8 protein-coding genes are annotated in these 12,718 nt (G+C 41.5%); 2 read left to right on the forward strand and 6 right to left on the reverse strand.

Annotated elements, in window-relative coordinates:
* Positions 1-47: 47 nt before the first annotated feature.
* From HGO41_RS07965 to rfbC, 5 genes are all read right to left on the reverse strand, one after another.
* Entirely contained in the window at positions 48-5,084 is a 5,037-nt protein-coding gene (locus HGO41_RS07965) for a rhamnan synthesis F family protein (RefSeq protein WP_153375906.1), read from the reverse strand.
* A complete protein-coding gene (locus tag HGO41_RS07970; protein ID WP_112151819.1) occupies positions 5,071-6,450 on the reverse strand; it encodes an ABC transporter ATP-binding protein in 1,380 nt (459 codons plus the stop codon). Before HGO41_RS07970 ends, HGO41_RS07965 begins: the two co-directional genes overlap by 14 nt.
* Positions 6,440-7,276, reverse strand: coding sequence for an ABC transporter permease (locus HGO41_RS07975; protein ID WP_153375908.1), 837 nt, complete (start codon positions 7,274-7,276; stop codon positions 6,440-6,442). Before HGO41_RS07975 ends, HGO41_RS07970 begins: the two co-directional genes overlap by 11 nt.
* A 116-nt stretch (positions 7,277-7,392) precedes the next feature.
* Positions 7,393-8,265 carry a dTDP-4-dehydrorhamnose reductase gene (rfbD, locus tag HGO41_RS07980; protein WP_134706174.1) on the reverse strand — a complete coding sequence of 291 codons (873 nt, stop codon included), beginning with the start codon at positions 8,263-8,265 and terminating at the stop codon, positions 7,393-7,395.
* Positions 8,266-8,344: 79 nt separating this feature from the next.
* Complete coding sequence (rfbC, locus tag HGO41_RS07985; RefSeq protein WP_250980941.1) at positions 8,345-8,884, reverse strand: dTDP-4-dehydrorhamnose 3,5-epimerase; 540 nt, start codon at positions 8,882-8,884, stop codon at positions 8,345-8,347.
* A gap of 624 nt (positions 8,885-9,508) precedes the next feature.
* On the opposite strand from rfbC, the gene rfbB reads away from it, so the two are divergent.
* Complete coding sequence (gene rfbB / locus HGO41_RS07990; RefSeq protein WP_121019431.1) at positions 9,509-10,573, forward strand: dTDP-glucose 4,6-dehydratase; 1,065 nt, start codon at positions 9,509-9,511, stop codon at positions 10,571-10,573.
* A gap of 19 nt (positions 10,574-10,592) precedes the next feature.
* Positions 10,593-11,465 carry a glucose-1-phosphate thymidylyltransferase RfbA gene (gene rfbA / locus HGO41_RS07995; protein ID WP_037034876.1) on the forward strand — a complete coding sequence of 291 codons (873 nt, stop codon included), beginning with the start codon at positions 10,593-10,595 and terminating at the stop codon, positions 11,463-11,465.
* A gap of 114 nt (positions 11,466-11,579) precedes the next feature.
* On the opposite strand, the gene galU is transcribed toward rfbA, so the two are convergent.
* Complete coding sequence (gene galU / locus HGO41_RS08000) at positions 11,580-12,467, reverse strand: UTP--glucose-1-phosphate uridylyltransferase GalU (RefSeq protein ID WP_013575068.1); 888 nt, start codon at positions 12,465-12,467, stop codon at positions 11,580-11,582.
* Positions 12,468-12,718 lie beyond the last annotated feature (251 nt).

A 12,718-nucleotide genomic window follows, 5' to 3' on the forward strand; every position in this document is an offset into this window, starting at 1 on the left:
AAAAGTCTGCCCCACAGGGGCAGACTTTAGAAAAGAAAACCAAAAACTCAGTTGATCAAACCTCGTCCACAATAGTCATCATCAAGAACCATTTTTTCCAGGACACTGTTCTTATTCTCAAGCGTTGCTTCAATGAAATCAGCATACAGTACATCAGCAATCTCTACCGAAGGTACAAAGCTATTGTAAAATTTATTTCTAATCTCAACGGACTGATTCACGAAGTCCATCGCACCTTCTTGCAACGCGTTTCGGGTGGGTTGAGTGGACAATTCTGCTTCACTTAAAACCTTAAAGCGTGGTTTAAATAAATTATCTTCATCAAAGACATACTTCGTCACCTGAGGGTCATTAGCGCTTAATAATTGCTCCAAGCAGAAACTGTTACTGAATATGCGGGAGCCAATATTTTTAGCCTGCCCCAATTCAACATAACAGCCTTCGGCAAATGCATTTTCTGGCATGCCCTCGCGAATGTTATGTGCGGTCGCGAAATAGAATCCGTGAATTGGACCAGACAATAATTTATTTATAGATTTTTGGATCGTCCCAGAATATCCCACATCCACTACCGCTACATTTTCGCTGCTGGTAAGCCCAACAGAGTCAAAATACTGTAAAAGGATGTTCTTTTCAGCTGAAGCTTCAGCCAAAATATCAGGTGTAAGAACATGCAATAAGTCGTTAATAGCAGACAAATCCCCGTCTTTTACCTGGAGTAAAGTACCTTTTTTCCAGACACCTGAGGCATAAATCTCATTCCAACGATCATCTGAAAGTTCTAAACCAAACCGTTCGTAGAAAAAGCTCTGTACTTTATTAGGATAATAATTAGACAGCGCGATTGCACAAATATCTTCAAATGACGCAATATTTGGGACATTAACCGCTCTGCGGGAAACCTGTAGATAGTGGCTATTTGGAGCATCATCAACTGTTTTGGACCATGCATCATAAACTTGCTTGATTAGCTTACCCTCACGAGCAAGGAAATATAGATCCGTCACATTTTGCGCTTTTGCTCTCTCAGCAAGCCATGCGCAAAATGCTGATATTGTCGGCCCCACGAGATTAAAGCCAAGTTGACGAGGGGCAGATGAAAATATAGCAATATCATTAGCATCAAAGTTATAGCATTTATTCAGGTTTTCTCTGACTAACATCCCAATGGTCAATTCTCGATTGAGATTGTTCTCATAAACTTCTGGTCGAATAAGAGTCTCATATTCAGGCAAAGATTTGGCGAGATCTGCAGCACGGAGTATGTGTAAAGCACGCAATTTGAACTCATCACAAGGCAGTTGCAAATCGGAGCGCTCATTATCACCAAACATAACAACTTCCTCACCCTTCACGCCTTCTTCATCAAGCATGAATGAATAGAGTTGTCCGGTATCTTTCCTTATGCCCAAATCTGAGGAAAGGTATAGGCGATCATAATTATCAATCCCATTGAGCTCTAACATCGTTTCGATAGTTTGTATTGATAAAAACATATCGCTGATGAGAACAACACGTTTGCCCCATTCCTTGGATTTATTGAGGAGGTGTACCATATCTTTTCGAGGTGATACTGATGCTAATTCAACAATTTCTTCAATGCGTTGAATTTCAGCACATTTCTCGGCAGACAGTTTAGTTAGCAAGCCAAACTGCTCATATATATCAGAGATGGAAATATCTTTCCCTTTAATATTGCGTGCATTAACCTCTGCCATTGCTCTGAAATTAGCAAAGAGCTTGCCCTCGGACTCATTCAATCTCTGACGAATGATTTCTTTAGTATGATCGGCAACGAGTAATGGACGAACAAGTAATGTATCAAAAATATCGAATGCTATAACTTTAGTTTTGGAATCTCTGATCAAATGGCTGTAAGTTTCATCAGCACGATTTAAATATTGCTGATCAAAGCGAAATGGTGACCAAGAAGGGCTGCTATGATCTTTTATAATAATGGACTGATAGCCTTGAGATGTAGGTACAATCCCGAGCATCCTTTCCAGCGCATGCGCTAATGTACCATCAGTTTGGCCCAATTCTTCCGGGAATTCTTCCCATTGAAGATTTAGGTCAAAAAGAGGTTTCATTGCTGACATTTTTGCCCAAAACATGGAACCCGCTGGGAAATGGTAATAACTTTCAGGCATCGGTATACCAATACGTTGACAAAGCATTGCCCCATCTTGCTTATTAGCCAACCATGTAAATGCCGGATACGGCACCTGAACAAAAGCTTGGGGGAAAATGATCCCTACCGTAGGATTATCTTGGAATAATCCAAAAATACGATTTGTATTTTTTTCAGTACCTAAAAGAGTATTAAACAAATACTCACGCCATCCCAACGTTGTCCCACCATTATAGAGAGACTTTTTGCTCTGTATATGACAGACATAATCGTATTCTTTTAGCCGTTCACCAAACTGACAGAACATCGGCGCAATGTCTCTGCCGCGATTCGGTACAATTTCAACATATAAATTAGAAATGTTTTTTATTTTCTTCAGCGCATTAGTACAAACGTCTCTCCCTTCCTCAGTAGTAACTGATACATAAACGTCAAATGAGAACGGGATAACTGATAGATGGGCACTAAACTCATTTATTAAATCATGATAAAATATGTGGCAGTGTACAGCGACCTTGCCTGGTGTTCCTTTAAAATTGTCTCTGCAGGTATTAATATCAACCATCCAGTCAGTTTTAGCTTGCCTGATCCCTGCAATGCTCTCGTTAGTACGGATAAAAGATGGATGGTCATAGAACCATTCTGGTTTTAATTTCATCGCAACTTTTAAAGCACTAAGCTTATATCTATCTGGCAGAGCATGATAAACACGCTGTGCATATGTTCTACTGCGCTGATTCACTCGTGTGGTGAGCAATTTAGCAGGGCGTATAACGTTCCGCACAACTTGGCCAGATTTAACCTTAACACTTTGTCCAATATAGAAAAATTTTCTAAAAATCACGCGCGCTGGATTGCGTAAATAAGAGGGAGTGCGTCTTGAAATTACGCGAATAGGAGCTGAAAATTTCCAACTGGAAGAATCGTAAATACCATTTAGTTGCTGTTGCAATAAATGATTTTCATGGCGGCACTGTCCCAAAAGCTGCTCATTGAGAGCAGCATCGTTATAAAGCTCAGTGAGTTGCTTATCACGTAAAGATATTTTATCCAGTAGTTCTAAATGAGAATTATTTAATTTATCAACATTTTCTCTGTTGGCATCTTCTAATGTTTTAATAGTCATCTCTTTGCCGGCAATATCTAATTCAAGTGACTGAATTACGCTTGCGCGTTCATCAGCTACAGTAAGCAATTCTGCAATATGCCCCTGTAAATGTTTCTGTTCTTCAATTGCAGTGTTTAAGTCGTTGACAATAGCCTTTGCAGAATCCCTTCTGACATTTAATTTTACCTCTTTAAGAACAGAGAGTATAGCAACAGCATCTTTAGACTGAACAGATGCCAGAAAATCTGCTTCTGCTTTCAACCAGGTATTTTTTAAATCATCGTCACAGCTAAAGCCTATTGCATTCATAATAGATAATGAATAATCAGCAATACTTTCTCCCCGATAAGATGGGCTTGATGAAATTGACGTCAATCGCAATAGAGAATGGAAAATCCCTCTGAAGACTATATATCCCAGAGTAATCTCAGCAGGTGAATTCCACTCTTGGTCAAAAAGTTTCTTATCACCATTATCTAATGTAATAAAATTGAAAGGCATTGCATCCAAAAACTCAGAAGGCAAAACCGTCAGGCTATTGAATTCTTTGGAAAGACTGGCTCGCTTTTGAATTTCATTGATCCAGATACTGGACCAGCAAACGATATCTTGAATTGTCCAGTTGGGTTTGTTCACAGTATGAACGAGAGAAAGCCATAAACTCTCGCCGTCATGGAAAACACCACTTTCAACAATTGAATGTTCATTAACTGATGATGGAATTGAAACATCACCGCCACTGGTGAGCACAACTAATTCATCATTTAAATTAGTTTTGAATAGACTTGTTTTTTTGAATTCATTAGCTCTGCCATCTGAAAAATGATAAGCAGCGATCGTTTGATCGATAATTTCCTCATCAGGTTTTATCTGACTACTTACCATTAAAAAAGAGTTACTCAAATCAGGTGCAAGATCATTATTCCAAATATTATAAAGACCTTCCTCAATAGAAAAATAATTTTCTGAATTTTTCTGCGGGTCCTGATGTGCACTTTCGATTGCCAGTTGCGAAAATTGTGATGAAAAGTTTTTCCATCCACGCGGGCAAATAATGCTGACGGGTAATTTATAATCAGGAAGTGGCAAAAACTCTTCGTTATGCAAAAAACCTGAATTAGCTAGCACAGCTTTAAGTTCACTACGGCCAAAAGTAACGACGCTTTTTTCAGTGTAAGAGTTGTTGATACCAAACATTGGCATATTTACATGATCTTCATTGACTCCTGAAAAATACTTTATACCTAATTTATTTTCGATTGCGACGAAAAGCTTGCCGGTCTCAGTCATTCTGTCCCGACATGAATCTAAAAGAGTTTTTTGACCATCGTGTCCAAGAAATACTCGCGCATACTCCAATACGCCTACAAGTATAACTGCATCAAAATGACCAATGTCAGGTATAATATCACTCGGTGCACAAATGACGTCTACATTAGACAAATCCCGGGTTCGTGCTCTTGCAATTTGAGCACGTCGAAGGCTTCCTTCTACCGATACAACATCAGCGCCACTTTCTCCCAAAAAACGCGTTATTGCGCCGCAACCGCAACCTATTTCGAGAACCTTTTTACCTTTTAACCACTGCTCAAAAGGACGCAATAAATTCGAGCGTCTGGAGGAAAGATGATAAGTGGATGGCCAATCCTTCATCTTATCTGACAGCTCTTTTGAATTTATGCTTACATCAGCTGATTCGGTAACAGACTTCAATACGTAATTCTCAGCCTCATCACCGTCATTATATGCAAAAGCTGGCAATTCAACAGGACGCCAAACATTGGTCGTTTTATCAATAAAGAAGTCATTATTTAATAAAATTTCATGTATGTTATTCTGTTTCAAAATTTATTCTCGCATTCAAATTGGCTAAGCCAGTGAAAGATTTTACAGGCCCGACAGCCAAGTGTATTGAATCATACCGGCGATCGTGCGGTATAATCTCACCATCAAGAGAACTACTGGCAATACCGACAGAGATAAAGAAATCACCTTCATATACCATCATCGGCAATGTAACAGAAACCACCATTTCAGTATCAATTTCCGCCACATCAACCAAGTCTACAGATTGCCATTCACTATTCGTGTTATAGATTGTCACGCCTTCTTTAGTTTTAATAGCGAAACCAAATATTGGCCTCACGACAACGTCGCGAAATCTTACTTTAATAGCCAGGGTTAATTCTTTTCCAGGTGTAACTGTGCTTGGATAATCTTCACCATCCTGACAGATGTAAAAATCTATCAGTTCCGCTGCACGGTCTCCCCATCGGTACTCTGACGGATTATAGTTAGGGCGTTCTGAGTATTCTCCCGTCAATAATGAGCTGAAGCTACCAGGTGAGAGGTTAGATTTCGATTCCCGGTCCCGAATCTGAACTTCACGGGAAACAGCCTTCTCAAGTTTATCGTCTTGATCTTTTCTAATGGATGAGCCGTTTTTCTTACCAAAAAGAACATCCAAATACCTGTTAACCACATCGTTAGGGCTACCCTGAACTTGTACCACTCCATGGTCTAACAACAGTGCACTATCACAATGTGTCACAATTTGCTCTGTGGCATGTGATACAAAAAGAATTGAAGTACCGTCCTGTTTAAGCCTTTTCAGTCGTGAAAAACATTTCGCCTGAAATTTTGCATCCCCAACTGCCAGGGCCTCATCAACAATAAGAATCTCTGGGTCTATTTGCGCCTGAACTGCAAATGCCAGGCGGACCAACATCCCACTCGAATACGAACGGACCGGAGAGTTGATAAAACCGCCAATGTCGGCAAAAGATAATATGTCATCTAATTTATTCTCAGTTTCCTCTTTAGATAACCCCAAAAGAGAAGCATTTAAATAAACATTTTCCAGACCTGTGAAATCAGAATTAAAACCTGCCCCCAGTTCCAGTAAGGCTGCAACACGACCATTGACGGCTACATTTCCCGCTGTCGGCGTTAAAGTCCCAGCAATTATTTGCAAGAGTGTGGACTTGCCAGAACCATTTTGGCCAACAATCCCCATCGTCTGGCCACGTGGTAAATTAAAAGACACATCTTTTAACGCCCAGAAGTCCTGATGATAGATGCGTGCCTCTTTCCCTAATTTACGGTCAATTTTAGGCATAACGAATTGCTTAAGCCTGCGTGCAGGACTTTCATAGACCTGGAAACATTTATCAACATTTTCAATTCTAATGGCAAAATCATCAGAGGACATCTGCGAATCCTTTTCTAGTCTTTTGGAACCAAGCATAGCCTAACCACATAATGAAAATTGCAATCAAGGAATATATTGCCAGCCCCGTAAAATCAGGTAATTCCCCCCAAATAATGACAGCCCTTCCTTGCTCGATAATAAATGTCAATGGGTTAAGTAAAATTACTTTTCTCATTGCAACAGGCACAGCTGTAATAGGATAAAACACAGGGGAAAGAAACATTAATACAGTGACTACAATCGAAATGGTTTGACTAACATCACGGATAAACACCCCTAACGAGGCAAGAAACCAAGTTAAACCCAGCGTCAGTAAAATCAAAGGGAACAGGACTAATGGAAAGAAAACTATAGTCCAATGAAGGTAACCATTAAATATGACAAAAGCCGCAGACAAAACAAATGTGCTAACAAAACTATGGAAAAGCACATTACCCAGCGCGACCAGCGGCAATATTTCAAGAGGAAAAACTACTTTTTTAACATAATTTACATTATTTAAAATCATGGAAGGGGCACGACTGAGCATTTCAGCTAACAGTGTGTGGATGATCAAACCGACGAAGAGAATTATCGCAAAATCGGCTTTAGATTCATTTCCAGCAGCCTGAGTGCCCCAGCGGGCTTTAAAAACAACCGAGAACACCAACGTATATACAACCAGCATAAAAATTGGGTTGATGAATGACCAGAAGACCCCCATCACTGAACCACGATATCGGCCAATAATTTCACGCTTAGCCATCTGTAATATTAAATTTTTATTATTCCACGCGCTATTAAATAGCGAAAGCAGTGAAGTGGGTTTTCCTAAATGAGGATTCATAGACTTCTCTTTTTGCTTCACATTTGAAAGTTAACAGTTTCTTTGAGTTGAGGTTTTTTAAAACTCAACTCAAATTAATTGACACCTTGAAAGTTGCCTGAATCAATTTTCTAATTTCACCCGTGGTACGCACCGATATTTTCAAGTGCTTTCTGCCAGTCACTTGGTGCAATATTGAATTTTTTCAATAACTTGCCACAATCAAGTTTGGAGTTGGAGGGACGTTTGGCAGGCGTCGGGTATTCAACAGTTTTAATATCCAGTATTGAAGGCGATTTAGCGAGAACTGAATGTTTTGTAGCTGAGGTGAAGATTTCTGCCGCAAAACCTGCCCATGATGTATAAGGATAACCTGAATAGTGATACACGCCCCAACGTTCGTCTTCAGGCTTAAGTTGACCAGCTATTGCAAGCAGAGTTTCCGCGATATCCCCGGCATAAGTTGGACTTCCGAATTGATCCCCAACAATAGATAATTGCTCTCTGTCTTTCGCCAGTCGCAGCATTGTTTTTACAAAATTGTTGCCATACTCACCGAATACCCAGGCAGTACGCAAAATAATGTGTTTTTTACAAGCCATGGCAACAGCTTGTTCACCTGCCAATTTGCTTGCACCATAAACACCGGTAGGCCCTGTGGTATCTGTTTCCACATAGCATCCCTCATGGTCCCCAGAAAAAACATAGTCAGTCGATATATGGAGAAAAGAAGCATCAACCTGTTGCGCTGCAATAGCCAAATTTTCAGCGCCTGTGCTATTGATTAAATAGGCAAATTCACGTTCAGATTCTGCACGATCGACAGCGGTATAGGCAGCAGCATTAATAATCGAGTTAGGGCGGAACTCGCTGACAACACTCATTACTTTCCGGTGATCGGTAATGTCAAGCTCTTGCCTGTCAACAGCTTTTACCTCCCAATCAGCCGGAGCTCGTCGCACCAATTCTCTACCAACCTGGCCCGCGCATCCTACGATCAACAATTTCATTTGGTTAAAGTACCTATAGAATTTTACAGTGTTCTTGTATTGATGCCTCAAGCCAAAACCCGAGGCCTTTGACAGCACATCAAATTTTAAAAAGTTCTGAAAAACCTTGACCCAATGCATCTTTTGCAGAGAGCAACGGTTCACTAACAGGCCATTTTACCCCGACTTCAGGATCGTTCCAGATCAAGCAACCTTCATTTTTCGGATCATAGTAATCAGTGCATTTATACTCAAAATCGGCGAAGTCTGAAATCACCACAAAGCCATGGGCAAGACCGGGTGGTACCCACAGCTGATTCTTATTGTCTTCCGAAAGATATACACCTACCCACTTACCGAAAGTTGCGGACTCTGGACGGATATCAACCACAACATCAAATACTTCACCACGGACAACACGAACCAACTTGCCCTGCGGTTTAGACGTTTGAAAATGTAAGCCACGAAGAACGTTTTTCGATGAACGGGAGTGGTTATCCTGAACAAAATCCAGATCGATTTCTAACATTTCCTTGTAGCGATTTTGCTGAAATGTTTCCAAAAAGAATCCGCGATCATCACCGAAAACTTTAGGTTCTACTAATTTTACGCCAATAACTTCTGTGTCAGTAACATTCATTTTTCTAGCTCACTCGTTATGTACAATTATCCAGCGACACGTTACATTTGCTGCATAAACGACAGTAGATGCCGTTCCTGCAAATCGTTTTTTGAAGCACTCAGCCCTGCGTATTTCCTGAAAAATCGTACCACAAATGCCTATTGTGGCTCACTCAGAATCTGGCTAAAAAATTCGTTTCTCGGCTAACTGTATCTTTACTGTACGGTTCATTGCTTAACTTACTCATGCGCAATTAACGATCCCCGCTGTTAGAACCCATTTCAGTTCATGAGATTGTCACTGATTCACCCAAAACCAAGTTTACGCTGCAACAAATTGGACAATTCCTACAAGGACCCTCAGTCACAAGTAATATGATATCTCGCAAGTTCTGACATAAGTTTTTACTATAATCACCGCCAGTAATAACAGAGTACTTTTAAACAGACCTCTGATATATTTTAACTAACTATAGTTTACATGAATACTCAGCATGGAAATGCGGGAATGACCTGATTATAGCTGTGCTTACACTAACTCTGCGCTACACTATGTTCCTATTTCGTCATACAAGTGAAATAGCTGATTTTTTGAGCATGTAGCATGTGAAGAAGCTAACACTTAATAAATGAGTACGTATATATGAAAATTTTGATCACCGGTGGTGCCGGTTTCATCGGTTCAGCAGTTGTTCGTCACATTATTGATAATACAAAGGATAGTGTCCTGGTTGTCGATAGCCTCACATACGCGGGCAATCTTGAGTCACTCCTTCCCGTATCATCTGATCCCCGCTATCAGTTTGCGCAGGCAAATATTTGTGATCGCACAGAACTGGATACTCTTTTTACTGACTTCCAACCGGATGCTGTTATGCATCTTGCTGCTGAAAGCCATGTTGATCGCTCGATTGATGGCCCGGCAGCCTTCATCGAAACCAACATTGTTGGCACTTATGTGCTTCTGGAAGCAGCCCGACATTTTTGGCTTTCTCTGCCTGAAGAGAAAAAATCGGCTTTCCGCTTCCATCATATTTCAACGGATGAGGTGTATGGCGATTTGCACGGCACAACGGATCTTTTCACTGAAACGACGCCATATGCGCCAAGCAGTCCCTACTCTGCATCAAAGGCTTCCAGCGATCATTTAGTGCGAGCCTGGCAGCGCACTTACGGCTTCCCTACTATTGTGACAAATTGTTCGAATAATTACGGTCCTTATCATTTCCCGGAAAAACTCATTCCACTCATCATTCTGAACGCACTTTCAGGTAAAGCATTACCGGTATACGGTGATGGCGCACAGGTACGCGACTGGCTGTATGTTGAAGATCATGCCCGTGCACTTTATAAAGTGGTTACCGAGGGTGTCGTAGGCGAAACCTATAACATTGGTGGTCACAATGAGCGCAAAAATATTGACGTCGTTAAAACCATTTGTGAGTTGCTCGATGAACTGATTTCCGCAAAACCAAATGGGATCGCCAAGTTCTCCGAACTGATTACATTTGTGAAAGATCGTCCTGGTCACGATATGCGTTACGCCATTGATGCCAGTAAGATCGAGCAAGAGTTAGGCTGGAAACCACAAGAAACTTTCGAAAGCGGAATTCGTAAAACGGTTGAATGGTATCTGAACAATGAAAATTGGTGGCGCCGGGTTCAGGATGGTTCTTATGCCGGTGAACGTCTTGGCTTGACTAACTAATTTTAAGGAGAAGAATCTAGTGAAAGGTATCGTTTTAGCTGGCGGTTCAGGCACACGCTTGTACCCCCTAACCCGCGGTGTATCGAAACAGCTGTTACCGATTTATGATAAACCGATGATTTATTACCCAATATCTGTGCTTATGCTGGCAGGTATTAATGAAATATTGGTGATTTCTACCCCTGAAGATATGCCATCCTTTCAACGCTTACTGGGTGATGGTTCTCAATTCGGCATTAAACTCGAGTATGCAGTACAGCCATCTCCAGACGGCCTTGCCCAGGCATTCATCATCGGTGAAGAGTTTATAAACGGCGAACGTTGTGCACTTGTTCTTGGCGACAATATCTATTTTGGTCAAAGCTTTGGCAAACAGCTTGAAGCCGTTGCTAAACGAGAAACGGGCGCAACAGTCTTCGGCTATCAGGTTCAAGACCCCGAGCGTTTTGGCGTGGTTGAATTTGATAAGGACTTTAAAGCACTTTCCATTGAGGAAAAACCATTAAAACCAAAATCTCAGTGGGCAGTGACCGGACTCTATTTCTATGACAAAAATATCGTTGAAATGGCTAAACAAGTTAAGCCATCTCATCGTGGTGAGCTTGAGATAACGACATTAAACGAAATGTATCTTGAGAAAGGTCAATTGCAGGTGGAGCTTCTGGGCCGAGGTTTTGCGTGGCTCGATACAGGAACACATGATAGCCTGATTGAGGCTTCACAATTCGTCCACACCATTGAAAAACGACAAGGTTTTAAAGTAGCTTGTCTGGAAGAGATTGCGTTTCGTAAAGGATGGTTGAGCAAAGAGCGTGTTGCTGAACAAGCTGCATTAATGAGCAAAACTGCTTATGGCGCGTATCTGACCCAACTACTTAACGAACATAACTGATTATAAATTCAGGCTGATGGGCTAGTCCGGCCTGAATTATTTTCTAAATATCACTTCAGATAAAAAAAAGCACCGAAAATTCGGTGCTTTTTATTGCTCGAAGTCAATCAATTTTTACTCTTCGGCAAACTCTTTCAACCATGCCTTGAACGCTTCGCCCTGCGTGTTATGGCGAATACCATACTCAACAAACGCCTTCATATAACCGAGCTTATCACCACAGTCATGTGAACGGCCAGTCATGGAGAAGGCTTCAACAGTATGTTTTTTCATCAGCATGGCAATGGCATCAGTCAGCTGAATTTCATTACCTGCACCGTACGGTGTCACTGCCAGCAGTGGCCAGATAGCTTCGGACAGAACATAACGGCCGACAACCGCAAGGTTTGATGGCGCGTCCTTCAGTTCCGGCTTTTCAACGATAGCCGTCATTGGCGCGCTTTCGCCCGGCTCAACTTCTACGCCGTTGCAGTTAACAATACCGTACTTGGAAACGTCTTTCTCCGGCACTTCTTCAACCATGACCTGGCTGTTGCCAGTTTCCTGGAAGCGACGAAGCATGGCAGCAAGGTTATCTTTACGCAGATCGCTGGTGGAATCATCCATCAAAACGTCTGGCAGAATAACCGCGAAAGGAGAATTACCAATCAGAGGTTTTGCACACAGAACCGCATGCCCAAGGCCTTTTGATTGCCCCTGACGTACGTTCATGATGGTCACGCCTTTCGGGCAGATAGACTGCACTTCTTCCAGCAGCTGACGTTTCACACGGGATTCAAGCATACTTTCCAGCTCGAAAGAGGTATCGAAGTGGTTTTCGATCGCGTTTTTCGAAGAGTGTGTGACCAGAATGATTTCTTTGATGCCCGCCGCAGCACATTCATTAACGATGTACTGGATCAAAGGCTTATCGACGATAGGCAGCATTTCTTTTGGAATGGCTTTCGTCGCTGGCAACATACGAGTGCCCAGACCGGCAACAGGGATAACAGCTTTTAACATTGTAAAGGATACTCCTTGAAACCTATGGTGTGTAAATTCAGTCAGTTACCATCCAAACGCGTCAGGGATTTCTCTGAACTGAAATTGTAAAATTGATTTAAATTCCCAATCCTATAGTTCTTCCATGAGTATAGTCTCTGTGATTTGGTTTAGGGAGACCATACTCATGACTTTAGGACTCAAACACGATTATGTTAATTCAGTTACGATACCAGTAAGCCGCACCAAACAGTAAGCTAAAGGCTTATTTT

The organism is Rahnella sp. CG8, assembly GCF_023701875.1.
Classification (GTDB): Bacteria; Pseudomonadota; Gammaproteobacteria; order Enterobacterales; family Enterobacteriaceae; genus Rahnella; species Rahnella aceris.

What these genes read in the sequence shown, in the direction of transcription:
- rfbB (WP_121019431.1), top strand. Translation starts at nt 9,509, where the DNA reads ATGAAAATTTTGATCACCGGTGGTGCCGGTTTCATCGGTTCAGCAGTT.
- HGO41_RS07970 (WP_112151819.1), bottom strand. Translation starts at nt 6,450, where the DNA reads ATGTCCTCTGATGATTTTGCCATTAGAATTGAAAATGTTGATAAATGT.
- HGO41_RS07975 (WP_153375908.1), bottom strand. Translation starts at nt 7,276, where the DNA reads ATGAATCCTCATTTAGGAAAACCCACTTCACTGCTTTCGCTATTTAAT.
- rfbD (WP_134706174.1), bottom strand. Translation starts at nt 8,265, where the DNA reads ATGAAATTGTTGATCGTAGGATGCGCGGGCCAGGTTGGTAGAGAATTG.
- galU (WP_013575068.1), bottom strand. Translation starts at nt 12,467, where the DNA reads ATGTTAAAAGCTGTTATCCCTGTTGCCGGTCTGGGCACTCGTATGTTG.
- rfbC (WP_250980941.1), bottom strand. Translation starts at nt 8,884, where the DNA reads ATGAATGTTACTGACACAGAAGTTATTGGCGTAAAATTAGTAGAACCT.